The following is a 26,354-nucleotide window of genomic DNA, read 5'->3' as shown; positions in this document are numbered from 1 at the left end:
TTGCCCGGCAAGAGCGTCATGACTGTGACCGATCCCCCATCTCCTCCACAGGTTTCACACCGGACGCTGTGAATGCCCGTGCAACAGCGGCGCGTTGTCAGACCCGACTGCCACGATGGATGCAGTTGGGAAGAAGACACGAAGTAGACACGAAGAAGGCCTGAAGAAGGCCTGCGGAAGGCCTGCGGAAGGCGCTAAGAGCCGGCGACGGGGGGCAGGGTGACAGCGGACGACGGTCGGACGCCCGTCGGGGCGCGGGCCGGAGCGCTGCTGCGGGCCGGGCATGACCTGCTCGGCGCCGCGCGCTCGGTGCTGCGCGAGCACGACGCGGCCCACGCGGAGGTGCGGCGCGCCTACGGGGTGCTCGCGGAGGTCTTCGTACAGAAGGAGCTCGCAGGGCTGCCCCTGACGGTCCTGCGGGACGTGACGCGCGGCCAGGTGCGCGAGGCGACTCTGCAGGCCCTCGAGGCGGCCGGGATCGGCTCGGTGGGCCGGGTGCGGGAGGCGCAGCCGTATGCGCTGCGGCAGATTCCCGGGATCGGGGCGCAGACCGCGGGGCAACTGCACGGTGCGGCCGGGCAGTTGGCGCGCGCCGCCGCGGAGAGCGTGGCGGTGCGGATCGATGTGGACGCCCAGGGGGACGACCGGCACACCGCTCTCGTACGGGCGTTGAACCGGCTCGTGCTCGCCGGGCCGCACAGCGCGGAGGCGGTGGCCCTGGCCCGCAAGACCGCCGAGGCACTCGAGGACGATCTGCACACGGCCGCGCCCGCTGCCTCCCGTACGCAGTGGTTCCTGGCCGGACGCCGCCGGCGGGACCTGGCGCGGGCCGCGCTGCTCCGGGTGCGCGAGGCGCTGGCGCAGGCAGCGGCCGAGGACGTACGGATGACGCTGGACCAGGCCGTCACGGATCTGCTGCGCGGACCCGAGCCCGCCGACCGGGCCTGGCTGGACTTCCAGGTGCGGGCCGCCGAGTACTACACGGTGCTCGGCAAGGTCGCCGATCTGCCCGAGGACCGGGAGTCGGCCGAGGGGTACATTCCGACGTCCATTGCCGAGGAGGTGCGGGCGCAGCCGCTCGACGAGTCGCTGCTCCAGGTCTCGCTGCGCGGCTACCAGGCCTTCGGCGCACGCTTTGCGCTGGCCCGGCGGCGGGTCCTGATCGGCGACGAGATGGGGCTCGGCAAGACGATCCAGGCCCTGGCCGCGCTCGCCCATCTGCGGGCCGCCGGCGAGGGCCGGCACTTTCTCGTGGTGTGCCCGGTGGGCGTGCTGCTCAACTGGATACGGGAGATCGAAGGCCGCAGTTCCCTCGTCGCCCATCGTGCGCACGGGCCCGGGCGGTCCGGTGCCGTACGGGCCTGGGAGGCGGAGGGCGGGGTGCTCGTCACGACGTATGACGTGCTGCGGGCCCTCGACATACCGAAGGTGCCGCTCGCCATGGTGGTCGCGGACGAGGCGCAGTACGTGAAGAACCCGCGCACCCAGCGGGCCGGTGCGCTGGCCGCGCTGATACGGCGGCCGTCCACCGGCCATGTGCTGTTCCTGACCGGCACACCGATGGAGAACCACGTCGCCGAATTCCGCGCGCTGCTCGGCCAGTTGCAGTCACCGGACGCGCGGAAGGTGCCGTACACGGTGGGGACACGGGATTCACGGGCGTTCCGCGCGGCCGTCGCGCCCTGCTATCTGCGGCGCAATCAGCCGGATGTGCTCGGCGAGCTGCCCGGGGTGATCCATGCCGACGAATGGGAGGAGTTCTCGGACAGCGACCGTGCCGCGTACCGCAGGGCGGTCGGCGAGGGGAACTTCATGGCGATGCGGCGGGCGCCGTATGCGGACCCGGCCCGCTCGGCGAAGCTGCACCGGCTGCGCGAACTCGTCGCGGAAGCGGCCGTCAACGACCTGAAGGTGGTGGTCTTCTCCGGCTTCCTGGAGGTGCTCGCCACGGTCGGCGCGGCCCTGGAGGGCGCGGCGCTCGGCCCGCTCACGGGCGCGGTGCCGGCCGATGAACGCCAGGCCCTGGTCGACGAGTTCACCGCGGCGCCCGGCCACGCGGTGCTGCTCGCGCAGATACGGACCGGGGGAACCGGCCTGAATCTGCAGGCGGCCTCGGTGGTCGTGCTGTGCGAACCGCAGCTGAGCCCCGCCCTGGAAGCCCAGGCCGTGGCCCGCGCGCACCGGATGGGCCAGGTGCGGCGGGTGCAGGTGCACCGGCTGCTCGCCGCGGACAGCGTGGACGTCCGGCTGCTCGAACTGCACCGGGTCAAGCAGGAGGAGTTCGACTCGTACGCGCGGCGCAGCGAGGTGGCCGAGACCGTCCCGGAGGCGGTCGACGTCTCGGACCCGGAGCTGGCGCGCAGGATCGTGGAGGACGAGCAGCTGAGGCTCGCCCTCCAGGCCTGATGCGGGCAGTCGGTCCTCCGGGACGGGTGCGGGACGTCAGCCCTGCCCGCCTGCGACGGCCGGCCCGCCACGCCCGCGGACCGTCAGTCGGTCTGCGTCTCCTGCTGCTTGCGCCAGCGGATGCCGGCCTCGATGAAGCCGTCGATCTCGCCGTCGAGCACGGCCTGCGGGTTGCCGACCTCGAACTCCGTACGGAGGTCCTTGACCATCTGGTACGGGTGCAGGACGTACGAACGCATCTGGTTGCCCCAGGAGCTGCCGGAGTCCTTGAGCGCGTCCATCTTGGCCCGCTCCTCCTGGCGCTGGCGCTCCAGGAGCTTGGCCTGGAGCACGTTCATCGCGCTGGCCTTGTTCTGGATCTGGGAGCGCTCGTTCTGGCAGGAGACCACGATGCCGGTCGGCAGGTGCGTGATGCGCACCGCCGAGTCGGTGGTGTTGACGCCCTGGCCGCCGGGGCCCGAGGCGCGGTAGACGTCGATGCGCAGCTCGGACTCGTCGATCTCGACGTGGTCGCTGGACTCCACGACGGGGAGCACCTCGACGCCGGCGAAGGAGGTCTGGCGGCGGCCCTGGTTGTCGAAGGGCGAGATGCGCACGAGGCGGTGGGTGCCCTGCTCGACGGAGAGGGTGCCGTAGGCGTAGGGCGCCTTGACCACGAAGGTGGTCGACTTGATGCCGGCCTCTTCCGCGTACGAGGTCTCGTACACCTCGGTCGAGTAGCCGTGGCGCTCGGCCCAGCGCAGGTACATGCGCTGCAGCTGCTCGGCGAAGTCGGCGGCGTCGACGCCGCCGGCCTCGGCGCGGATGTTCACGAGGGCTTCGCGGGCGTCGTACTCACCGGAGAGGAGCGTGCGGACTTCCATCTCGTCCAGCGCCTTCTTGACATCGGTCAGCTCGGACTCGGCCTCCGCGAGGGTGTCCGCGTCGTCCTCCTCCGCGGCCATCTCGAAGAGGACGGCGAGGTCGTCGATGCGGCCTCGCAGGGCCTCCGCCTTGCGGACGTCGGCCTGCAGGTGCGACAGCTTGCTCGTGATCTTCTGGGCGGCCTCCGGGTCGTCCCACAGGGACGGCGCGGCGGCCTGCTCCTCGAGCACGGCGATGTCGGCCCTCAGCTTGTCGAGGTCCAGGACGGCCTCGATGGACGTCATGGTCGTGTTGAGGGACTTGAGCTCTTCGGAAATATCGACGACTGCCACGCCCTCCAGACTACCGGTGGCTGTGGGGCTGCTCTTCCCCCGCTCGGTTTCGTCGCCGTCTGCGGGTGGGTTGCGCCTGCGGCCCGCCGCGGGCGCAACGGTCCGCAGCGGACAACGAACCCGCAGCGCCGGGCTTCAGGGCGTAGCCGAAACCGAAGGGTTGCCGTCCGAGGGCGGGTCCTCGTCGCCCGAGACCGCCAGCCAGCCGCCCACCCCTATCGCCGCCGCGAGGACGACCCCCGACGTCGCCAGGACCAGACGGCGGCGGCGGGCCGTGGCCGCGCGGTGGCGGGCCGAGCCCGGGCGGGGGGCGCCCGCCGCGCGGGGGGCGCGGGCCGTGCCGCGGGCGCCGCCGGCGAGCTCGTCCGGACCCGGGACGCGCATGGAGGTGTGGGTGTCGCGGTTGGAGTCGGGGGTCGAGCCCGGCACCAGGGGGACGGCGCCACGGCGCGGGGCCGTGGGCTCGGCGGGCGGGAAGGCCGGCTCGGGGTCCTCCGGGTGTTCGGGCTCGGGTTCGTCGACGTCCAGCGGCGGCATGCCCGCGACCAGCGGGAGCTGCTCGCGCAGGCGCGCGGCCAGCTCGGAGGCGCGCAGACGGGAGGCCGGCGCCTTGGCCAGGCACTGGACGATGAGCTGCCAGAGCTCGTCGGGGATGCCGGGGAGCGGGACGACCGTCTCCGTCACGTGACGGCGCAGGACCGCGCCCGGGTGCCCGCCGCCGAAGGGCGTGAAGCCGGCGAGGAGCTCGTACAGGACGGTCGCGAGGGCGTAGATGTCGACCGCGGCGCGGGGCGGCAGGCCCTCGATGATCTCGGGGGCGAGGTAGTCCGGGGTGCCGATGACCTTGGTCGCGCGGGTGCGGCGCGGGGAGTCGACCAGCTTCGCGACACCGAAGTCGGTGAGCAGGGCGGGGTGCGCGCCGCCGGGGCCGAGCGGGCCCTGCATGTCCAGGAGGACGTTCTCCGGCTTGACGTCGCGGTGCACGATGCCGGCCGCGTGCGCGGCGGCCAGACCGTCCGCCACATCGGCGACGATCGCGACGGCGGCCTCGGGGGCGAGCCGGCGTTCGCGGTCCAGGCGGGTGCGCAGGTCGGTGCCGCGGACCAGGTCCATGACGAGCGCCAGGTCGTTGCCGTCCACGACCAGATCGCGCACACCCACCACGCTCGGGTGGTCGAGGCTGAGCAGCGCGGTGCGCTCCTGCACGAAACGGCCGACCAGTTCCTGATCGGCGGCGAGGTCCTCGCGAAGGAGTTTGATCGCGACCGGCCCCTCTGGACCTTCACCCAGCCAGACCGTGCCGGCGGAACCGCGCCCCAGGATCTGGTGGGCGGTGTACCGGCTGCCGATTTTCCGTGCCAAGACTGCTCCTACGGGCTCCTGTTGGCGACGCTGTGCCCATCCGGGGGCCGAGACCCCCGGACCCCCCGGCCGACAAAACTACGCGGCTTCGGTGCCAACCTTCACTTCCGGGAGGGAAATCACCCGCCAGGTGTCGACAAGTCGATGACCTCACGCCCCACTTGGTCCGCATGGTGCACCTGTGGGCACGAAAAAGCCGGGCTCCTTCAAGGAGCCCGGCCTTCCCACATCTCCGCGCGCTACTGCCCGCCGCTGCCCGAGTCGGCGCCCAGCTCACCGATCCAGTCCGAGACATTCTCGTACCAGTGCGAGATCTGGCTCCAGAACGTGCGGCCCTGCCCGATCCAGTCCTGCAGCGGGCTCAGCTCCCAGATCAGCCACGCGGCCACGACCATGATGACGATCGTGAACAGGCAGCCCTTGAGGCAGCCGAGTCCGGGGATCCGCATCGGGTTGGCGCTGCGCTGCCGCGGCTGACGCGGCGGCTGCGGCTGCTGCGGAGGTGCCGGCGGCGCGTACCGCTGCGGCTGCTGCTGGGGCTGCGGGGCCGGTGCGTACCGCTGCGGCTGCTGCCGCTGAGGCTGCTGCTGCTGCTGCTGCGGATAGCCGTAACCCTGCGGCGCCTGCTGCGGACGCTGCTGCTGGCCGCGCTGGACCTGGCGCTGCGGGCGGCGCCGCAGCGGGTCCTGGTTGGGGTCGAGGTACTGGACCTGCGTCTGCTCGTTGCGGTCGCGGGCCGCCCGCATCTGGTTCTGCCACGGGTGCGGGTCGTCCGGGTTACCGCCCTGCGGTGCGCCCGGCGGCACCGGCGGCATCACGGCCGTCGGGTCCGCGGCGCCGCGGTTCGGCAGCACGGAGGTGGGGTCCGCGTCGGAGGAGCCCGATGTGTGCGGCATCACATTGGTCGCAGCGTTCGGGTCGTACGAACCCGCGTTGTGCGGCAGCACCTGCGTCGGGTCCGCGGCACCGGGCGTCCCGGGGACGGCCGCGGGCGCCGGGTCGGGGGCGAGCAGCGCGCCCACGCCCTCGGCGGCGGTGATCTGCGAGGAGTTCGCGTGGATGCCGATGCCCTCGGCGACCACGCGCAGCGCACGCCCCAGGTTCTCGGCGCTCGGCCGCTCCTCGGGCTTCTTGCGCAGACAGCGCTCGATGACCGTCCACAGCGGCTCGGGGACGGTGCTCGGGCGGCGCGGTTCCTCGGCGAGGTGGCGGTGAAGCACTTCGAGCGCGCTGCCGCCGGAGAACGGCGGACGGCCCGTGACCAGCTCGTACAGGAGGATTCCGGCGCCGTAGATGTCGACGGCGGAGGTCTGCGGACGGCCCTCGGCGGACTCGGGTGCCACATACGCCGGGGTGCCGACGAATTCATGGGTACGGGTCAGGCCCGGCGAATCCGCGAGACGCGCGATGCCGAAGTCGGTCAGCATCGGGGTCATGCCGTGCTCGTCCTCCTTGAGGAGGACGTTGGCGGGCTTGAGGTCCCGGTGCACCACGCCGTCGGCGTGGCTGGCGGCGAGCGCGTCGGCGATCTGTGCCGTGAGCAGGGACGCGGCGACCGGGGTCATCGGGCCGTTGTCACGGATGTAGCGGTGCAGGTCGGGACCGTCGACGAGGTCCATGACGAGCGCCAGGAGATCGCCCTCGACGACCAGGTCGCGGGTGCGCACGATGTTGGGGTGCGTCAGACGCAGGAGCACGGAGCGTTCGCGCAGGAAGCGCATCACGACGTCCGCGTCGTTGGCCAGCTCCTCCTTGAGGACCTTGATCGCGACGGTCTCGCCGGGGTGGCCCTGGACCGCGGCTTCCGCGCCCGCGGTCTCGCGCTGGCGGGCTCGCCAGACGGTGCCCGTGGCGCCGCGTCCGAGCGGCTCCTCGAGCAGGTACTTGCTGCCTACCGGCCGCACGTCATGCGCTCCCGTCGATCGTCGATCCCTGTCTCTTACGTTCCGCCCCACTGTAGTGCGGCCGAACGGGGCACTGGTGTGCGCTCGGCCACCCGTTCCGTGGAAGCCCGGCCGACCGTCGCGTACCTCCGGAATCGGTTCCGTTCCGGAGGAAGACGCAGGCAGTCGGCCGTTGGTTGCCGGGTGTCCCTGTCCGCGTCGCGCCTGCTTACACCCCGGGTTCCCCTCAGGGGACCAATTCCGCATGACGGAGGGCGATTTGGACTCCAAAGACGGAAAACCCGATCAATCAAGATCACTTAATGGTGGGCGCCGGGCGTGTTGTCGGTGGCAAGTGCGAGGATGCCTACGAGCACGGTGTCAGGCCGTGTGCGGTGGGGGTCACCGACGGGGTCGCCCGTCCCCCGCCGGGCACCCGCGCAGAAGGGACCGCTGACGGCGATGCAGATCCGGCTGACCGTCCTCGGGCCGCCCAGCGGCCGCACCGCGCAGTCGGCGCGGGAGTGCGACGTGCTGGTGACCGCGCCCGCGGGCACCGCACTCGCGGCCGTGGCCTCCGGCCTCGCCGCGGCGGCGGGCGCCGACGGGGCTTCCGGGTCGCAGGTCGTCCTCTATGCGGGTCCGGACCGGCTCGACGCGAAGAACTGCCTGATCGGTGAGCCTCCGCTGGTCGACGGCGCGGTGCTCACTCTGCACTCCCCCGCCGAGCCCGCCCCGACCGCGCAGGGTGCGGCGGCGCGTCTGCATGTGATCGCGGGCCCCGATGCGGGCGGTGTCCATCTGCTGCACGGCGGGAGGATCACGATCGGGCGGTCCGCCGACGCGGACGTCCCGCTCGACGACCCCGATGTCTCCCGGCTGCATTGCGCGGTCACGCTCGCCGACGACGGCCGCGTCTCGGTGACCGACCTCGGCTCCACCAACGGCACGGTCCTCGACGGCACCCCCGTATCCGACCGCCCCCTGCGTCTCACGCCGGGTGCACTGCTGCGGATCGGCGAGTCCACGCTGCGCCTGTCGACCACGGCCGACCCGGCTCCGCTGGCCACGGCGCCGGACGGTGAGGGCCACCTCAGGGTGGCGGCCGCGGATTCGCCGGCCGGATTCGCCGTGCGGCACGAGCCCGGTTCCGTACGGCAGGACACCGGTCCCGTACGGCAAGGGCAGGCCGTCCCCGTGCAAGAAGGTGCTCCCGTACGAGAGGGTGCCGGGCCACGAGACGGCGCCGCCGTACGGGAAGGTGCCGCGGTACGGCAAGAGCCGCCGCGCGTCCCGGCGCAGGGCGCACCCTCGGGCCTGACCCATCACGCCTACGGACAGGCCGGGTTGGATCCTTCCGCCGAGCACGCCCGGGCCGACTCCCGGGCGGACGAGCCGGCCGAGCAGCTCGGCGAGCACAGCCGTACGGGCACGCCCGCGCGCGGCACCACCGTGCCCCGGCAGCTGCGCCGGCGCGGGATCGGCGCCTGGGCGCGGCGGCTCGCGGGCGGACGGGCCGAGGAACCGCAGGCCGCGGCCGAGCCCGCCGTCGCACCGCAGACCGTGGATCTCGCTCCGCAGCCCGAGACCTGGCCCGACCCCGCCACGCTGCTGCTGACCGCGCTCGGTCCGGGACCGCGCCTGTGGGAGCGCGGCCGTGAGCACCCGGAGGCGCTGGCGGTACGGCTCGGCACCGTGGACCGGCCGCTGACCGACCAGGGTGGCATGCTGCCCCTCCCCAAGCTCTCGGCTTCGCTCGAGCAGGGGATGCCCCATGTGCCCGTCACGGTCGGGCTGCGCGAGGCCGGCGGTCTGGGGCTCGCGGGTCCGCGGGCGCGCCTTGCCGGGCTCGCGCGCGCCGTGCTCGCGCAGCTCGCGGCGCTGCACGCGCCCACGGACCTGGAGATCGTGCTGCTCAGCACGGACCGCTCGCGCACCGTGGAGCAGCGCGTGGCCGAGTGGTCCTGGCTCGGCTGGCTGCCGCATTTGCGTCCGGCCCGCGGCGAGGACTGCCGGCTGCTCGTCGCGTACGACCGCGAGCAGGCGGCGGCGCGTACGGACGAGCTCCTGCGCCGGATCGACGACCGGCTCGACGATCCCGAGGTCCCCGGGCGCCCCACGGGGCCCCGCACGCTGCTCGTGGTGGACGGCGACCCCGGTTCGGCCGCGCTGCGTGCGGCCACGGTGCGCCTCGCCGAGGAAGGGCCGGCAGCCGGGATACACGTCCTGTGTCTCGCCGAGACCCCGGCCGCCTCGCCGTCCTCGCCGGTCTCGGTGACGTACGAGACGGCGTGCACGGCGCTCCCCGCGTTCCGTTCCTGTGGTGCGGTGGCGCTCCTGAGCGGCGATGTGGCCACGGCGCTGCGGCTCGTCAGGGTGGCGCGGGGACAGCTCGCCGGGCAGGGCACGGTCGCGTCGGTGGACGCGGTGTCGGCGGCGTGGGCGGAGCGTTTCGCGCGGGCGCTCGCCCCGCTGCGTACGGCGGAGAACGGGCCGCAGGCGGCCCGGCTCGCCTCCCCGCTGCCCCAAGCGGCCCGTCTGCTGGACGAGTTGGGGCTCGCACGGGCCACGCCCGCCTCGCTGCTCGCGCGCTGGGCGGCGGCCGCGGACGACCACGATTCGCCGGGCGGGCGCGCCTGGGCGGTGCTGGGTGCGGGGCCGCGCGGACCGGTGTGCGTGGACCTGGTCGCGCAGGGGCCGCACGTCATGATCGAGGGTCCGGCGGGCAGCGGGCGCAGCGAGCTGCTGCGCGCGATCGCCGCCTCGCTGGCCTCGGCGGAGCGTCCCGACCGGCTCGGTCTCGTGCTCGTGGACGGGGCGGGCGCCGAGCGCGGCAGCGCGGGTGGCGGGTTGCTGCCCGCCCTGGATCTGCCGCATGTCACCACGCATCTGTCGGCCAACGACCCCGTACGGATGCGGGAGTTCGCGCAGTCGCTCACGGCGGAGCTGAAGCGCCGCAGCGAGCTCCTCGGGCGCAGCGACTTCGCCGAGTGGCATACGGGGCGTGCGGTGGCCGGGCGGATGGTCGCGCAGCGGACGGGGCCGGGCTCCGGCGACGGGTCCGCGGACCTGGACGCGCCGCCGAGCTCCACGCTCAAGTTGCGTGCCGGTGGCCGCAGTTCGGCGGACGCGGGCGATACGGGGATCACCGCGGAGACCGCGCTTGCGCGTCTGGTCGTGATCGTCGATGACGTCGACGCCCTGATCGCCCCCTCGCTCGGGGCGCCAGGGCGGCCCTCGGCCGGGTCGGTGGTGCGGGCCCTGGAGGCCGTCGTACGGGAGGGTGAGCGGCTCGGCGTGCATCTGGTCGCGGCGACCGGGCGGCCCGAGCGGACGGTGGACTCCCTGCCGGCGCGCGGGGCTTCCGTACGGGTCGTGCTCGCCGCGCCCTCCGCGGCGCCCGAGGATCCGGCGCCGGGGCGGGGGCGGGTACTGCTCGCGGACGGCGGGGTGGTGCCGTTCCAGGCCGGGCGGGTGACCGGGCGGATTCCGCGGACGGCGACGCTGCGGCCGACGGCGGTGGTGCTCGAGTGGGAGCGGATGGGGGATCCGCCGGACCGGCGGCCCGTTCGTGAGCTGGGGAATGGGCCCACCGACTTGGCGTTGCTCGCCAGTGCGTTGGAGCGGGCGGCGCGGTCGGTTTCGGCTCGTGAGGTGCCGTCGCTTCTGTGACGATGCGGGCTCGCTGTCGGGTGCGGGTGGGTGGGTGGGCGCCTGCGGCGGGCTTTTCTCCCCGCCCCGCCCCTTCCCGGCTGTGACATGTGCGGCTCCGCCGCGTGGGGGGCTGCGCCCCGGACCCCGGTTCGCGGAGCCCCCAGGGTGGGTGGGACCGCGGCGGCTTCGCCCCCCTGCACCCCCTTGGGGCTTCGCCCCTCGCCCCCACTGGGGGCTGCGCCCCCAGACCCCGCCCCGTCACGACCCCATCACGATCACCTACTTGACACCGCAGGCGCTATTGCGGCCCCCCATCACCGGGCGTAGACCAGATCGCACGGGACAGCGCAACGGGAGAAGAGACGGGGCAGTGATGCGCACAACTCTTCGGACACGCAGGGCCGCACTGGCGATCGTGGCGGTGGGCGCGCTGGCGCTCAGCGGCTGCGGGGACGACAAGAAAAGTGAAGACAAACCTGGCGGCGGGAAGGATACGGGGGCCGCCGAGACGGTCGAGCTGCCCAAGCTCGACGGGCAGACACTGGAGGTCTCGGCCGTGTGGTCCGGGCCCGAGGAGAAGAACTTCAAGGCGGTGCTCGCCGAGTTCGAGAAGCGGACGGGCGCCAAGGTCAACTATCTGTCCACCGGCGACAACACCGCCACCGTGCTCGGCACGAGGATCGAGGGCGGCAAGCCGCCGAACGTCTCCTTCCTGCCGCAGGTGGGCGTGTTGCAGCAGTTCGCCGAGCGCGGCTGGGTGAAGCCGCTCGGACCCGAGGCGATCAAGCAGCTCGACAAGAACTTCAGCAAGGGCTGGAAGGAACTCGGGGCGTACGAGGGCAAGCAGTACGGCGTCTACGCGAAGGCCGCCAACAAGTCCCTGGTCTGGTACAACACCGAGGGCTTCGAGACCGCGGGCATCAGCGAACCGCCCGCTGACTGGAAGGGTTTCGTCGAGACGGCGCAGACCCTGTCCGACGCGGGCTGGCCGGCCGTGTCGATCGGCGGGCAGGACGGCTGGACGCTCACCGACTGGTTCGAGAACATCTATCTCTCCCAGGCCGGGCCCGAGAAGTACGACCAGCTGGCCAAGCACGAGATCAAGTGGACCGACCCTTCGGTGAAACAAGCGCTCACCACGCTCGCCGAGCTGTGGGGCAAGGACGATCTGATCGCGGGCGGTGCGGAGGGCGCGTTGCGCACGGAGTTCCCGAAGTCCGTGACGCAGACCTTCAGCGGTGACACCCCGGCCGCCATGGTCTTCGAGGGCGACTTCGTTGCGGCCAACATCAACGCCGATACGGACGCGAAGCTCGGCGAGGACGCCGATGTCTTCAAGTTCCCGGCGGTGGGCGCGGAATCGCCGGTCGTGAGCGCGGGCGACGTGGCCACGATCCTCAAGGACGGCGAGGGTTCGCAGGCCCTGATCACCTTCCTGGCCTCGAAGGACGCGGCCGAGATCTGGGTCGCCCAGGGCGGTGTGCTCTCCCCCAACAAGTCCGTGGACATGGCCAAGTACAAGGACGGCATCACCCGCGAGATCGCCCAGGCGCTGCTCGACGCCGGTGACGACTTCCGCTTCGACATGTCGGACCAGGCTCCGGCCGCGTTCGGCGGGACGAAGGGCCAGGGCATGTGGAAGGGGCTGCAGGACTTCCTGAAGAACCCGAGTGACGTGGAGGGGCTGCAGCAGCAGCTGGAGAGCGCCGCGGCCAAGGCCTACAAGGGCTGACGGCATCCGATGTCGACCCCTGCAGTGAGCGCGGGGGCCGCCGGTGCTGCCGGTGGGCCCCCCGCGAAACCGCGCAAGAGCGTGCTCGGCACCAGGCCGTGGGTGGTGGTGCTCTTCCTGCTGCCCGCCCTGGTCATGCTGGGCGCGCTCGTGGTCTACCCCATCGGGTACTCGGTCTGGCGCAGTCTGTACGACGAGACCGGCGACGGCTTCGTCGGGCTCGGCAACTACGGCGATGTGTTCTCCGACGACGCCACGTTCACCGCGCTGAAGAACACCGCGATCTGGGTCGCGGTGGCCCCCGCCCTGGTCACCGGGCTCGGCCTGATCTTCGCCGTGCTCACCGAACGGGTGCGCTGGCAGACCGCGTTCAAGATGATCATTTTCATGCCGATGGCCATCTCGATGCTGGCCGCGGGCATCATCTTCCGTCTCGTGTACGAGGCGGACCCGGACCAGGGCGTCGCCAACGCGGTGGTCGTGGGCGTGCACGACACCTTCGTCGAGTCCACCGCGTATCCGAAGGCCAACGCGCCCAACTGGTCGGACATGGAAGGGCCGCGCGCCAAGGGCCCGTACACCACCAAGTCCACGGTGTCCGCGGGCGATCCGGTGCTCCTTCCGCTGGTCGGCATCCCACCGGACAAGGTGCCCGGCGACCCCGGTCCCGCCAAGGCGGCCGAGGCCTCGGGCGAGGAGATCACCGGCACCGTATGGCTGGACTTCCAGAAGGGCGGCGGCGGCGAGAAGGGTGCCGTCGACGCGGCCGAGCGTGCCCTGCCCGGCGTCAAGGTCGAGGCGGTCAAGGACGGCTCGGTGGTCGCGTCCACCACGTCCGGCGACGACGGCACGTTCGCGCTGCCGAAAGAGGCCGAAGGAGCCCAACTCCGGCTGCCCGCTTCGAACTTCGGGGCCGCCTACAACGGTCTGGACTGGCTCGGCCCGACCCTCGTCACCCCCGCCGTGATCGGCGCGTACGCCTGGATGTGGGCGGGCTTCGCGATGGTCCTGATCGCGGCCGGGCTCGCGGGCGTGGACCGCAATCTCCTGGAGGCGGCGCGCGTCGACGGGGCCAATGAGTGGCAGGTGTTCCGCAAGGTCACGGTGCCGCTGCTCGCACCGGTCCTCGTGGTCGTGTTCGTCACCTTGATGATCAACGTGATGAAGATCTTCGACCTGGTCTACGTCATCGCACCCGAACCGGTGCAGGACGACGCCAACGTCCTTGCCCTGCAGCTGTATCTGGTGGCCTTCGGGCCACGCGCCGACTACGGGCTCGGCAGCGCCATCGCGATCGTGCTGTTCATCCTCGTACTGCCGGTGATGATCATCAACATCCGGCGCCTGCGGAAGGAGCGCCGACTGTGAGCGACTCATCGGCAGCATCCGAGTTCTCCGGCCCTACGGAGCCGTCGGCCGCCACAAAGCAACCGAAGGAACCCGAAAGCCAAGCGCAGGCGGCCACCGCCTCGTCCGGGCCGCCCAAGCGCTCACTCGCCAGCAGGCTCGCGACCCGCTCGGCGGGCGGGGTGCTCCGTGTGTTCCTGATCCTGACGGCCCTGTTCTGGCTCACGCCGGCGGTGGGCCTGCTCGTGTCCTCGTTCCGCGAGCCGGAGGACATGACCGCGTCGGGCTGGTGGACGGTGCTCTCCAAGCCGGCCGATCTCACCACCCGGGCGTACTCGACGCTCCTGGAGAACGACGAGATCACCGACGCCCTGCTCAACACCGTCTGGATCACGGTCCCTTCGACCCTCGGAGTGGTCGTGATCGGTGCGATGGCCGGTTACGCCTTCGCCTGGATGGACTTCAAAGGCCGCGACTGGTGGTTCGTGGCCGTGGTGGCCATGCTCGTGGTCCCCATCCAGATCGCGCTCATCCCGCTCGCCCGGCTCTTCGGGGACATCGGGGTCTTCGGCACGATCGGCGGCCCGATCCTGTTCCACATCGGCTTCGGTCTGCCGTTCGCGGTGTTCCTGCTGCGGAACTTCTTCGCGGAGATCCCCCGTGAACTCCTCGAAGCGGCACGGCTCGACGGTGCGGGAGAGGTCCGTCTCTTCTTCACCGTGGTGATGCCTCTCGCGGGCCCCGCCCTCGCCTCGCTGGCCATCTTCCAGTTCCTGTGGGTGTGGAACGACCTTCTGGTGGCGCTGGTGTTCACCACCACCGACTCGCAGCCCCTGACGGTCGCCCTCATCCGCGAGACCCGGGCGTTCAGCCAGAACATCGAGACGCTCGCGCCCGGCGCGTTCCTCTCCCTGGTGATCCCGCTGGCCGTGTTCTTCGCGTTCCAGCGGCAGTTCGTGTCCGGTGTGATGGCGGGAGCCGTCAAGTAGACGCCGGATGAACGCTGTCGGAAGGCGCCCTGACCTGCAGGGCGCCTTCCTCCGTTCCCGAGAGTTCCCCCGTATGCCACGTCTGGCGTAACTGACCTACGCCAAGGGCCGTTTCACGGCAGTATGCCCGTGCCGACCCATGGATGTGCCTTGCCCCGGTTCAGTGTCATCGTCCCCGTGTACAAGGTGCAGGCATACCTGCACGAATGCCTCGACTCGGTCCTCGAACAGTCGTATACGGACTTCGAGTTGATCGTCGTCGACGACGCGTCCCCCGACGGATCGGCCGCGATCATCGACGAGTTCGCCGCGCGGGACGCCCGCGTCAAGGCGATCCATCTGCCCGAGAACATCGGTCTGGGACCGGCCCGCAACAAGGGCATGTCCCAGGCCTGCGGCGAGTACCTGATCTTCCTCGACAGCGACGACACCCTCACCCCGGACGCCCTGCGCTCGGTCTCCGAGCGGCTCAAGGAGACCGACAGCCCGGACGTCCTCGTCTTCGACTACGTCAGCGCGTACTGGGACGGCAGGCTGGCCCCGAACCGCTTCTCCGCCCAGCTGAGCCAGGAGGGCGTCGGGGTCTTCGAACTGGCGGAGCGGCCTTCGCTGTTGAAGGTCATGCACGTCGTGTGGAACAAGGCCTACCGCCGGGAGTACATCGAGGCCGAGGGCTTCACCTTCTCCCCCGGCTACTACGAGGACGTCTCCTGGACCTACCCGGTCCTCGTGCGCGCCGCCACGATCACCGTCCTCGACCGCGTCTGCGTGCACTACCGCCAGCGCCGCAACGGCGCCATCACCCGGTCCACCGGCACCCGCCACTTCGAGGTCTTCGACCAGTACGACCGCGTCTTCGCGTATCTGGACGCCCACCCCGAACTCGCCCGCTGGTACCCGCACATCCGGCGCAGGATGCTGGACCACTTCAGCACGGTGTTCACCGTCCGCGGCCGGCTGCCGCGCGGCAGCCACGCGGCGTTCCTGCGCAAGGCCCGCACCGTCGCCCGCCGGCACGGCCACCGCGGCGCGCCGGTCGGCCTGCGCACCGCCGTACGGCACACGCTGGTCGGTCTCGGCGCCCACCGCACGTTCCGCCTGATGTGGCGCGCCCAGGGTCTCGCGGGACGCTTCCTCGCGATGGGGCGCGCGACGGCCCGCAAGGTGCGCTCGGCGCTGCTCCAGGTGCACTACCGCATCCAGCTGCGGCTGCCCCTGCGCTCCGACCAGGCCGTGTTCAGCGCCTATTGGGGGCGCGGCCACAGCTGCAACCCGGGGGCCATCGAGGAGAAGGTGCGCGAGCTCGCCCCCGGGATCCGTACGTCCTGGATCGTGCAGCCCGCGCACCGGCACCAGGTGCCGACCGGCACCCGCCGCCTGACGCCCAACACGGCCGCGTACTGGAGCGCGCTCGCCCGCTCCAAGTACCTCGTGAACAACGTCAACTTCGACCGCAGGCTCGTCAAGCGGCGCGGCCAGGTCTTCGTCCAGACCCAGCACGGCACCCCGCTCAAGCACATGGGCCTCGACCTCGTCGACCGCCCGCTGGCCCACGGCGACCACGACACCGAGCGGATGCTGGCCAACTGCGACAAGTGGGACTACGTCCTGTCGTCGAACCGCCACTCGACCCTGGTGTGGGAGCGGGTCTACCCCTCCTCGTACGAAGTGCTCGAATACGGCTATCCGCGCAACGACCGCTTCCAGAGCGCCACTTCGCTGGAGGTCGCCCGGCTGCGCGAGTCGCTCGGCATCCCCGAGGGCTCCACGGCGATCCTCTACGCCCCCACCCACCGCGACTACTGCCGCAGCCAGCGCCCGCCCGTCGACCTGGACCGGATGCTGCGCGAACTCGGCCCGCGCTTCACGGTTCTGACCCGCGCCCACCACAGCTACGAGGGGCCGCTCGCGGACGGCGAGTCCGCGCGTCTGGTCGACGTCTCGGCCCACCCGAGCGTGGAATCGCTCTGCCTGGCCAGCGACGCGCTGATCACCGACTACTCGTCCCTGATGTTCGACTACGCCAACCTCGACCGGCCGATCGTCATCTACGCCGACGACTGGGAGGCCTACGAGGCCGCCCGCGGCACGTACTTCGATCTGCGCGCCTTCCCGCCGGGCACGGTCGCCCGCAGCGAGGACGAGCTGATCGACATCTTCGCGACCGGGCACTGGCGCGGCTCGCGCTCGGCGCAGCTGCGGGCCGCCTTCCGCGAACGGTTCTGCGCCTACGACGACGGACGGGCCGCCGAACGCCTCGTACGGCATCTGTTCCTCGGCCAGACACCTGGCCTTCCCCCGGTGGTTCCCCTGGCGGACAGGCGCCCGGTACCGGCTGTGGCCGCACGCGTCACCGTGCCGCAACCGGCCGAGCCGACGCTCGTTGCCCCTGTGCCCGAACGGCCGTGATCCCCCCGGGAGTTCCGATGCAAGACGCGCAGTCCGACGCCGCCGCGCTGCCCCGCCCCACCAGCCTGTCCGAGGTCAAGGGCTGGTTCCACAGCCCGGATCAGGTGCTCTTCGACTGGTTCCTGACGCGTCAGCGCGAACAGGGCCAGACAGGTGACCTCCTGGAGATCGGCGCCTATCTCGGCAAGAGCGCCATCTTCATGGGCCGCTATCTGCGTCCCGGTGAACTCTTCACCGTCTGCGACCTCTTCGACTCCCCCGCCGAGGACGACGCGAACAGCCGCGAGATGAACCGCTCGTACGCGACCCTCACGCGTCGCGCTTTCGAGGCGAACTACCTCTCCTTCCACGACGAGCTGCCGAACGTCGTGCAGGGCCCGTCCTCGGTCATCACCGAGCATGTGAAGCCCGGCACCTGCCGCTTCGTCCATGTGGACGCCTCGCATCTGTACGAGCACGTGCACGGCGACATCGCCGCCGCCAAGGAGCTCATCGGCCCGGACGGCATCCTGGTGCTCGACGACTTCCGCGCCGAGCACTGTCCGGGGGTCGCCGCCGCCACCTGGGGCGCGGTCGCCACGACGGGGCTGCGGCCGCTGTGCATCACGGCGACGAAGTTCTACGGGACATGGGGCGCGTACGACGAGGTGCACACGGATCTCGCGGCGATGCTCGCCGGCCGCGACGACATGTGGCACGGCGCCGAGATGGTCGCGGGGGACCCGATGATCCGGATCAGCGGCCGCAAGGCGCGCCTCCCGGAGCAGCCGGTCTCCCGCCACCGGGCCGCGGCGCCCGCCGAGGTGCCGGAGCCGCGCAGGGGCCTGAAGGCGCTCTTCGGACGGCGCTGAACCGCCTCGTGTGCCGGGCGGCGCCGATCCGCCCCTTTCTGCCCGCCACCCGGGGGAGTGTGACGCGCCGCTCCCCCGGCCGCGGGCGCTCCGGCGTTTCCCTTTGCCCATGATCCGCAAGAGAACTTGTCAGGGCCTGGCCCTGTTCCTCACCGTGGCGGCGGCGCTCCCCGCGACCCGGGCCGCGGCCGATCCCGCACCGCCGGCGCCGCAGCCGTCGGCCACGTCCGTGCCCCAGCCCATGCCGTCCCGGGTCGACGACTCCGTGGTGCTCGCCCCGGAGATGACCCAGATCTGGCCGCTGAACGGCGCGCAGCGCCTCGTCCCGGGGGTGCGTCAGCTGCCCCCGCTGCCCGACACCCCCGACCAGGCGCTCGCGCCCGAGGTGTACCGGCCCAGTGCCGCCGAGGACGCCCTGGAGCCGATGGCGCCCCCGTCCTCCTCGTACGCGCCCGTCGAGTACGTGACCCCGGCGGACGCCGCCGAGGCACCCGCCTGCACGGCGAGCACCGGTCCGTACCAGAAGCAGGTCGAACGCTGGCTGAAGCTGAAGGCCGACGGGAAGCAGTCGCCGGCCGACTGCCGCGCCATCAAGGCCTTCCAGCAGAAGCAGGGCATCCGGCCGGCGATCGGCTTCGCCGGTCCCGTGACGTATGCGCGGGTGCGCCAGCTGCAGGCCCGCAAGGACCCCGAGAGCCTGTGCCCGAAGCGGGCGGGGCGGGTGGCGTGCGTCGATCTGAACCGTCAGCTGATGTGGGTCACCAAGGCCGGCAAGCGCGTCTTCGGCCCGGTGCCGGTACGCAGCGGCCGGGCGGGCTACGGCACCCGCACCGGCTGGCACAAGATCTACTGGCGGCACAAGAACCACTACTCGACGCTGTACGAGGCGCCCATGCCGTACAGCCAGTTCTTCGACGGCGGGCAGGCCTTCCACGGCATCTACGGCAGCGTCTACCGGCCGCCGGGCTCGCACGGCTGCGTCAACATGACGTTCCGCGACGCCAAGAGCCTGTGGGGCGTGCTGAGGTCGGGAGACCAGGTGTACGTGTGGGGGCGCAAGCCTTAGCGCAGGCCTCGGCGCACGCCCCCGACATGGCTCACCGCTCCAGAAGCTCGAACAGCTCCTCCCACAGGTCGAGCACATGCTCCTGCGAGAACCGCTGGACGTTCACCCGCGCCCGCTCCCCCATGTCGTCCCGCAGCCGCGGGTTGCCGGTCAGGCGCAGGAGCCGGTCGGCGAGCGCGTCGATGTCGCCGACGGGGGCGAGCAGTCCGTCCTCGCCGTCGCGCACGATCTCCCGTACGCCGGGAGCGCAGTCGAAGGCCGCGCACGGCACCGCGCTCGCCATGGCCTCCATCAGCGCGAGCGGAAAGCCCTCGCCGCGCGAGGACTGCACGAACACCGAGGATCCGGCGAGCACGCCCGGCACATCGGAGGTGCGGCCCATCCAGCGGACCGAGGCGTTGAGCCCCAGCTCCGTGCACTGCGCCCGGAGTTGGGGCTCGTCCGCGCCCGCCCCGTGGATCCTCAGCTCCCAGTCCGGCCGCCACGGAGCGACCTTGGCCCAGGTGTCGAGCAGCATGTCGACACCCTTCTGGTCCGCGAGCCGTCCGATGCTGGCGACGACCTTCTCCGTACGAGGGGAGGGCACGGCCGGCAGGTGCGCGAGGGCGTTGGGCATATGGCCCACGTTGTCCAGGCCCTCGTGGATCCAGATGTCGGCGTCCTCCTGGGTGAGGGCGAGCCAGCGGTCCACGTGCGGGTAGTGCCGCTTGATCCAGTGGTAGCGGTGGCAGGCCCGCGAGTACGCGAACGACTCATGGCTCATGCCGACGACCCGCAGCCGAGAGGTGTCCACCTCGCGCAGCCACTCCATCGGCCAGACCTGCGTGGCGATGACGACGGAGCCGGGCCGTGCATCCGCGAGGATGCCGGACAGCTTGGCCACGGCGCGCTTCTTGTCGGCGATCCGTACGGCCTCGCGGCGGCGTTCGGCAAGGTTCAGGCCGCGCAGACCGCCGAGGCGGCGGGGGCTGCGGGGGTGATGCGGATACAGCGGGGTGACGGGGTAGCCCAGGTCGTCGGGCAGCGGCATCTTGAGCTCGGCCTCGTGCACGCCGAGCACATGGACGCGGTGTCCCTGGGCCGTGAACAGGCGGGCCATCTGATGGGTCCAGGCGGTCACTCCGCCCAGCTCGTCGGTCGTGTTGCCGATCAGGAACAGGTCACGCTGCTTCATCGCGTACGGTCCTTCCTGCCGAAGCCGCCGGAACGGCCCGGGCCGCCGGATCGGCCCGTGAAGAGCTGGTCGACCACGGCCCGTGCGGAGCCCCCGTCGTCATAGGTGCCGAACTCCTCGGCGAACGCCCGCCGTTTGGGCTGCCACTCGCCGTCCGCCTCCTTGAGGCCCGCGAGCGTCCGCAGGAGCTCCTCCTGGGTCTCCACGACCGGCCCGCCGGAGCGCGCGCGCAGATCGAAGTAGCTGCCGCGCTCGGCGGCGTACGTGTCGAGGTCGGGCGCGAAGTGCACCAGCGGGCGGTCGAGCAGCGCGAAGTCGAACATGATCGAGGAGTAGTCGGTGATCAGGACGTCGGTGAGGCAGAGGATCTCGCTGACGTCCGGGTGCGCCGACACGTCGAGGACGGTGCCCGGCGGTGTCGCGGGCAGCGTGGCGGTCTCCATGTAGTGGGCGCGGACGAGCAGGACGTGGGTGTCGCCGAAGCGCTTGGCGAACTCTCTTACGTCCAGCAGGAGTTCGGCCTTCTTGTTGCCGGGCGTACCGCGGAAGGTCGGCGCGTACAGGGCGATCGTCCTGTGGTCCGGGATGCCGAGCCGGGCGGCGAGCTCGGGCCGCGGGAAGCGGCCCTCGCGCTCGTCGCGCCTGCGGGCCTCGACCAGGCGGTCGTTGCGGGGGTAGCCGACGCGCAGCAGGCGGCCTTCGGGGATCCGGTAGGCGTGCGCCAGGGTCTGCACGTCGTGTTCGGAGCGGACGAGGAAGTGGTCGAAGCGGCCGATGGCGCGGGCGAGTTTCTCGCGTTCGGGTGCGTTCTGCGTCTTGTGGCGGATCTCGTCGAAGCCCATGCGCTTGTACGCGGATCCGTGCCAGGTCTGCAGGTAGCGGGTGTGCCGCGGCTTGTCCAGGGCGTGCGGGAAGCCCTGGTTGTCCACCCACCACTCGGCCCGGGCGAGCGCCCACAGATACCGCCAGGACCAGCGCCGTACGAGCCGGGCGTCCGACGGGAACGCGGCGGGGTCGCCGGCGTAGGACCACACGGGCTTCATGTCCGGACGCCGGGCGCGCAGTTCCTCGTACACAGCGCGCGGGCTGTCGCCGTAGCACTTGCCCATGTGGGCCTCGAAGACGACGCTGCCGCGCCGCACCGGGAGCCGGGTGAGCAGCCGCCGGTAGACGCGCAGCTTGAGGTGCTGGGCGTGCAGCGCCTTGTGCCGCTTCTGCGCCTTCTTGACCAGGGTCTTGAGGGCGCGGGCCGGCCGGAAGCGGGTGAGGTAGCGGGCTGCGGCGTTGGCCTTGCGGGCCGCGCGGCGCCGGGGCAGCAGACAGACGGCCAGGTGGTGCTTGGCGGTGACGTAGGGCTGCCAGGTGTCGGCGGTGAGCCGGGTCAGGCGCGGGCGGGCCCGCAGTGCCGCGCTCTTTCCCCGTACGGTCTCGGGGTCGGCGAACAGGTCGCAGGGGCGGGCCGGTTCGCCGTCCACGACCAGCTGCAGCCGCGGGTCCCAGACGCGGTCGCCGATGCCCTTGGGGCGCAGCCCGTCGGTGAGCGGGACGCGGGCGCTCCAGTGCAGGGCGTCCTCGCCCATGCGGACCTCGTCGACGGGCAGGGTGACCGTCCGGCCGTCGGCGTCGCGGACGGTGCAGACGAGCCGCGCGGTGAGGCTCTCGTACGGGAACGGGCCGAAGGGCAGCGGGACTTCGCCCTCGATGAGCAGCCGGCCCTTGTCGGCGGCGCAGCGTGTGACCCGGGCGAGCAGCCGCTGTGCGGTGAAGGTGCGGTACTGGTGGCCGAGTTCGGTGACCTCGTGCATGGGGTCGGTGTGCTCGGCATCCCAGTACACACGGCCGTCGCGTGTCGTCAGCGGGGTGACGACCGTGCCGGGCCGGGCCAGCGCGTACGCGGCGCGGCGGGCGCCGGGGGCGTCGCCGTCGGCGAGCAGGCGCAGGGTCACCCGTTCCAGGGGCGGCAGTTCGCGCAGGTCCTGGTCGTCGATCAGCCCGTCGAGGGTGTCCGCGATCTCGCCGACGGCCTTCGCGCAGGCCTCGGGTCCGAGGCCGAGCAGGGCGGTGGCGCAGGGCAGGACGCGCTCGGTGAGGAACACCCGGCGGGCCGTGCGGCGCAGCTCATCGCCCGGCAGCAGCGCGTCGGCGCGGCGCCGGTAGGCGGCCGCGGCGGGCAGGTCCCGTAGCGGGTCGGGGGCGGCGCGGCGGGTGGTAATCAGGTTCGGGACGAGGGCGATCCGGCGTGCGGCGAGGGCGAGTTCGAGCCCCGGCATCGGGTACGGGAGTGCGGCGCGGCGGACGCAGTAGCCGCTGTCGAGCGCGTCCCGTGTGAGCAGCTCGGGGGCGTCCGCGGCCGCGTCGAGGGTGCGCGAGCGGGCGTACAGGTCCTTCTGCCAGGCGGGCACGTGCTCCTTGCGGCCGTTGCCGGTCAGCCGGCGCCAGCGGCCGGCGACCAGATCGGCGCCCGTGGCGACCGCGGCCGCGTACAGGTTGCGGGCCGCGTTGCGGTCGAGGAGTTCGCCGGGGACGAGCGGGATCACGAACGTGCCGCGCGGCGCCCCGAGATGGACCCGGTGCGGCTGCTCGGCGGCGAGCGCCACGGCATGGTCCGGGAGTTCGCCGACCAGGGCGGCCTCGGTGCCCGCGAGGCTCTGGGCCAGGACGGAGCGCACCGAGTCGGCGAGCGCCTGGGGCGCGGTGTCCTTGTCGCAGGTGAGGGCGACGCTGATGTCGAAGAGGTCTGCGGTGCTCATCGCCTCACGCCCCGTTTCGCAGCATGGCGTCGACGACCTGGGCGGCCGCCGTCCCGTCGTCCAGATCGCAGAACGTCTCGCGGAAGCGGTCGTACGCCTCCTGGTGTGCGGCGGCCGTGGCCGGCAGGCCGCGCAGCGCGGCGACGACCTCCTCGCCGGTGCGGAGCAGCGGTCCGGGGGCCTGGGCCACGAAGTCGAAGTAGAAGCCGCGCAGTCCGTCCCGGTAGCGCTCCAGGTCGTACGTGTGGAAGACCATGGGGCGGCCGGTCTGGGCGAAGTCGAACATCATCGAGGAGTAGTCGGTGACCAGGACGTCCGCGATCAGGAGCAGTTCGGCGGCGTCCGGGTGGCGCGAGACATCGCGGACGAACGCGGTGCGCGGCACCGAACCGCCGACCAGATAGTGCCGCCGTACGAGCAGGACATGGTCCTCGCCGAGGGCCTCCTCGGCCGCGGCGAGATCGATCTGCAGGTCGAGTCCGTAGCGGCCGGACTTGCGCGGCTGGTCCTCGCGCCAGGTCGGGGCGTACAGGACGACGCGCTTGCCCTCGGGGATGCCGAGCTGTTCGCGGACCGCGGCGGCGACCTTGCCCCGATCGGGGGCGTGCAGCAGGTCGTTGCGCGGATAGCCGCTGGCCAGGACGTCGCCGGTGTAGGCGAACGCGTTGCGCAGCACGGGCGTGGAGAAGCTGTTCGGCGAGACGAGCAGCGACCACTGCGCGGCCAGCTGCGGCAGGCTCGCGATGTAACGCGGGTCCGCGGAGGCGGTGCCCGCGACGTCGCGGCCGATGCGCTTGAGCGGGGTACCGTGCCAGGTCTGAACGACGAACTGCCCCGGCGCGCGCTCGAACCAGTCGGGCAGCTGGCTGTTGGTGACGATGTACCGGCTGCGGGCGAGCGCCTCGTACCACTCGGCGCTCCACAGCGCGACGGCCCTGGTGCCGGTGGGCAGTTCGACCTGCTGGTCGCGGACCACCCATAGGTGCTCCAACTCGCTGTCTCTGCGCAGGAGTTCCTGGTGAATCGCGCGCGGCGAGTCGGAGTACTGGCGGCCGCCGAAGCCCGCGTACAGGACGGCGGGGCGCAGCGGCCGGGTGCGCAGCTGCGCGTACTGCGCGCGCAGCCGCTGCTGTGCGACGCCGCCGCGCTCGTCGACGGACAGGGACGAGCCCGAGGTGATGAGCAGTTGGTCGTGGTGGCGGCGCTGGACCGTGAAGTCCCGTCCGTGCAGGGTGCGTACGGCGGGCAGTTCACTGTGCAGGGCGGTCGCGATCAGGACCGGGACGCGCCGGTCGGAATCGTGCTCGCCCACCTCGCGCAGGAACAGGTACCAGTCGCCCTCGGCGAGCGGCAGCGCACCGGCCGGCCCGGGGACGGCCTGCGGGCGGACGGAAGCGGTGAACCGGCCGTCGGCGACGGAGAGTTCACCGAGTGCCTCCTCTTGGTGGCCGCTGTGCACGAGGAGCAGCTCACGAGGGACATCACGCGGGCTGGGGAAACTGCCCTCGATTTCGAGGAGACCGCTGTCCCCCTCCGCCCAGCGCAGGCTCTCGACGACCGGGCGTACGTCCTGTTCGCGCAGCTCGGTGTTGCCGGAGGGGTTGGCCAGGACCATGAGTTCGCGTCCGTCGCCGAAGCCGTAGCGGCCGGGCGCGATGTCGGGGCGTACCGCGAGCGAGGCCCAGGCACCGCCGGTGCGCACCACGCCGACGCCCCAGGGGTCGGCGGGCCCTTCGGCGGACCGGAGCAGGGCGAGCGGGACGGCGGCGGTGAAGGTGCGGCCCTCGACGGTGACGGGCAGGTCGCGGCTGTCGCGGGTGCGCCAGTTCTCCACCCGTACAGCCTCGATGGAGGTGTTGGCGCGGGGCGCCAACTCGCCGGTGATCACGAGGTGTTCACCGTCCAAACGGTGCTCCACGAGCCGCTGCTCGGGCCGGTCGACGCGGAGCCGGAAGCGGCCGCCGCTGAGCGTGGGCACCACGCGCAGGAAGTCCTCCAGGTAGCGCACCGGGACGGGGCAGGGCCCGCTCATCCGCAGCGGCCCGGTGCGCGGCCGCGGACCGCCCGCGAACGCGCCCATCTCCAGGTTCCAGCTGGTGCTGGCCCGCCCGGTGACCAGCTTCGTCACGTCGACGACGGTCTCGAAGCCGGCCCGGTCGTAGTTGTGCAGCCCCTGCCGGGAGGCCAGCGTGGCCTCCCGGGAGGCCACCGTACGCAGCTTCAGCGGGATCGCGCGGCGCCCGGCACGCAGCCAGGCGAAGCGGGCGCGGGCGGCGAGGCGGCCCGGCGGCAGATTGCGCACGTACGCATGGCCCGAGAGCCGGAGCCGGCCGTCGGCGTCCCAGGAGGCCTGGGTGACGCGCGCTTCGAGTGGCAGGTCGGAGCGGTCGATCGCCGCCGTACGCGCGGGCAGCGGCACGGTGAGCGCAGGGAACTCCGCACGCCGTCCGCGCAGGGTGCGGCGGGCTCGGAAGGCGTGCAGATTGGCCTTCTGGTACGCCATGAACGCGAGCAGTTCGTCGATCCGGCGCTCCTTGATGAGCTGCCAGCGCACCCGCAGCCCGAGCGGAAGCTCGTCGAAGACGGACGGATCGACGCTCTGGGCAAAGGAGTTGGCGTGGTCGAGGAACGCTTCGTGGAAGGCGGCGTCGCCGTCCGGCAGGGCCTCCATGAACAGCCACAGGTCGCCGGTGAGCGCGGAGGCGTCGTACCGCCGCTTGGCCTCGCGCCACTGCTCGCGCGAGGCGAGGAAGGAGCTGACGGCGGCGACGGAGACGGTGCGGTCGCGGATGGCCCGGGGTTCGGCCCGCTGGTTGGTGATCGAGCCGCCCCGGTCGCGCCACAGGTACACGGTGTCGTTCAGGACGTCCACGGAGCCCGCGAGGAAGTGCGCCGGAAGCACGACGGGGGCGTCCTCGTAGAGCATCCCGGTCGGGAACGCGAAGGCGTTGCTCTCCCAGAAGGTGCGCCGGAACACCTTGTTGCAGGCGATGCGGTCGCCGAGCAGTTCCCAGTCGCGGGTGACATGCGTGCCGGTGCGCGTGGTGGCCATGATCTTGCGGAACATCGGCGACTGGCCGCTGGTGCCGTCGGGCCGCAGCCGGAAGACATTGCCGGTGACGAGGTCGGCGCCGGAGGACTCGGCACTGGCCAGCATCAGCTCGTACGCCTGCTCGGGGACCACGTCGTCGCTGTCGACGAAGGCGAGGAAGGTGCCGGTGGCCTGCCGCGCTCCGGCGTTGCGGGCCGCGCCGAGGCCGGCATTGGCCTGCTCGACCAGCCGGAATCTGCTGTCCCCCGCGGCGAATCGGCGTGCGATCCGCCCGCTTCCGTCGGTGGATCCGTCGTCCACCATCACGACCTCGAGATCCGGCATGGTCTGCGCCGAGAGCGACTCGAGGCAGGCGCCGAGATAGTCCTCGACGTTGTAGATGGGGACGACGACGGTGAGGCGGGGTGTCATGCGCTGCGCACATTCCTTCCGGCGAACGGGGACGGGCGTCCTCGTGAACAACCGGTGACCGGGCACCGGGTC

The 26,354-nt window shown here is 72.0% G+C and carries 14 protein-coding genes; 8 read left to right on the top strand and 6 right to left on the bottom strand.

Features of this window, described 5'->3' with window-relative positions:
• The first annotated feature begins 219 nt into the window (after window positions 1-219).
• On the top strand, window positions 220-2,406 hold the full coding sequence (locus H9Y04_RS37230) for a DEAD/DEAH box helicase (protein ID WP_187818624.1): 2,187 nt from the start codon (window positions 220-222) through the stop codon (window positions 2,404-2,406).
• Window positions 2,407-2,489: 83 nt separating this feature from the next.
• On the opposite strand, the gene prfB is transcribed toward H9Y04_RS37230, so the two are convergent.
• The 3 genes from prfB to H9Y04_RS37215 all read right to left on the bottom strand — a co-directional run bounded on the left by prfB (window position 2,490) and on the right by H9Y04_RS37215 (window position 6,868).
• Entirely contained in the window at window positions 2,490-3,602 is a 1,113-nt protein-coding gene (gene prfB / locus H9Y04_RS37225) for a peptide chain release factor 2 (RefSeq protein WP_187818623.1), read from the bottom strand.
• A gap of 135 nt (window positions 3,603-3,737) precedes the next feature.
• A complete protein-coding gene (locus H9Y04_RS37220) occupies window positions 3,738-4,964 on the bottom strand; it encodes a serine/threonine-protein kinase (RefSeq protein WP_187818622.1) in 1,227 nt (408 codons plus the stop codon).
• A gap of 239 nt (window positions 4,965-5,203) precedes the next feature.
• Window positions 5,204-6,868, bottom strand: coding sequence for a serine/threonine-protein kinase (locus tag H9Y04_RS37215; protein WP_187818621.1), 1,665 nt, complete (start codon window positions 6,866-6,868; stop codon window positions 5,204-5,206).
• 441 nt (window positions 6,869-7,309) lie between these two features.
• Here H9Y04_RS37215 and H9Y04_RS37210 point away from each other — a divergent pair, with 441 nt between their 5' ends.
• The 7 genes from H9Y04_RS37210 to H9Y04_RS37180 all read left to right on the top strand — a co-directional run bounded on the left by H9Y04_RS37210 (window position 7,310) and on the right by H9Y04_RS37180 (window position 18,895).
• The gene (locus H9Y04_RS37210) at window positions 7,310-10,519 is read left to right on the top strand and encodes an FtsK/SpoIIIE domain-containing protein (protein ID WP_187818620.1); all 3,210 of its coding nucleotides are present in this window, start codon (window positions 7,310-7,312) and stop codon (window positions 10,517-10,519) included.
• Between the two features lie 355 nt (window positions 10,520-10,874).
• Window positions 10,875-12,233, top strand: coding sequence for an ABC transporter substrate-binding protein (locus tag H9Y04_RS37205; RefSeq protein ID WP_187818619.1), 1,359 nt, complete (start codon window positions 10,875-10,877; stop codon window positions 12,231-12,233).
• A gap of 9 nt (window positions 12,234-12,242) precedes the next feature.
• Entirely contained in the window at window positions 12,243-13,601 is a 1,359-nt protein-coding gene (locus tag H9Y04_RS37200) for a carbohydrate ABC transporter permease (RefSeq protein WP_187818618.1), read from the top strand.
• 161 nt (window positions 13,602-13,762) lie between these two features.
• Entirely contained in the window at window positions 13,763-14,569 is an 807-nt protein-coding gene (locus H9Y04_RS37195) for a carbohydrate ABC transporter permease (protein ID WP_308801679.1), read from the top strand.
• Window positions 14,570-14,719: 150 nt separating this feature from the next.
• Entirely contained in the window at window positions 14,720-16,978 is a 2,259-nt protein-coding gene (locus tag H9Y04_RS37190) for a bifunctional glycosyltransferase/CDP-glycerol:glycerophosphate glycerophosphotransferase (protein ID WP_187818616.1), read from the top strand.
• 17 nt (window positions 16,979-16,995) lie between these two features.
• On the top strand, window positions 16,996-17,829 hold the full coding sequence (locus H9Y04_RS37185; RefSeq protein WP_187818615.1) for a class I SAM-dependent methyltransferase: 834 nt from the start codon (window positions 16,996-16,998) through the stop codon (window positions 17,827-17,829).
• Window positions 17,830-17,938: 109 nt separating this feature from the next.
• On the top strand, window positions 17,939-18,895 hold the full coding sequence (locus H9Y04_RS37180; RefSeq protein ID WP_187818614.1) for a L,D-transpeptidase family protein: 957 nt from the start codon (window positions 17,939-17,941) through the stop codon (window positions 18,893-18,895).
• Window positions 18,896-18,926: 31 nt separating this feature from the next.
• Here the strand turns inward: H9Y04_RS37180 and H9Y04_RS37175 are convergent, their stop codons facing one another.
• Genes H9Y04_RS37175 through H9Y04_RS37165 form a run of 3 tightly spaced genes read right to left on the bottom strand, consistent with a single transcriptional unit; the run spans window position 18,927 to window position 26,282 of the window.
• On the bottom strand, window positions 18,927-20,069 hold the full coding sequence (locus H9Y04_RS37175) for a glycosyltransferase (RefSeq protein WP_187818613.1): 1,143 nt from the start codon (window positions 20,067-20,069) through the stop codon (window positions 18,927-18,929).
• Window positions 20,066-22,819, bottom strand: a complete 2,754-nt coding sequence (locus tag H9Y04_RS37170) for a CDP-glycerol glycerophosphotransferase family protein (protein WP_187818612.1) — start codon at window positions 22,817-22,819, stop codon at window positions 20,066-20,068. Before H9Y04_RS37170 ends, H9Y04_RS37175 begins: the two co-directional genes overlap by 4 nt.
• A 4-nt stretch (window positions 22,820-22,823) precedes the next feature.
• The gene (locus tag H9Y04_RS37165; protein WP_187818611.1) at window positions 22,824-26,282 is read right to left on the bottom strand and encodes a bifunctional glycosyltransferase/CDP-glycerol:glycerophosphate glycerophosphotransferase; all 3,459 of its coding nucleotides are present in this window, start codon (window positions 26,280-26,282) and stop codon (window positions 22,824-22,826) included.
• Between the last annotated feature and the right edge of the window lie 72 nt (window positions 26,283-26,354).

The organism is Streptomyces polyasparticus, assembly GCF_014493765.1.
GTDB classification, from domain to species: domain Bacteria; phylum Actinomycetota; class Actinomycetes; order Streptomycetales; family Streptomycetaceae; genus Streptomyces; species Streptomyces polyasparticus.
The sequence above is the reverse complement of the archived record's forward strand: the minus strand, read 5'-3'. Positions and strand labels throughout refer to the sequence as shown.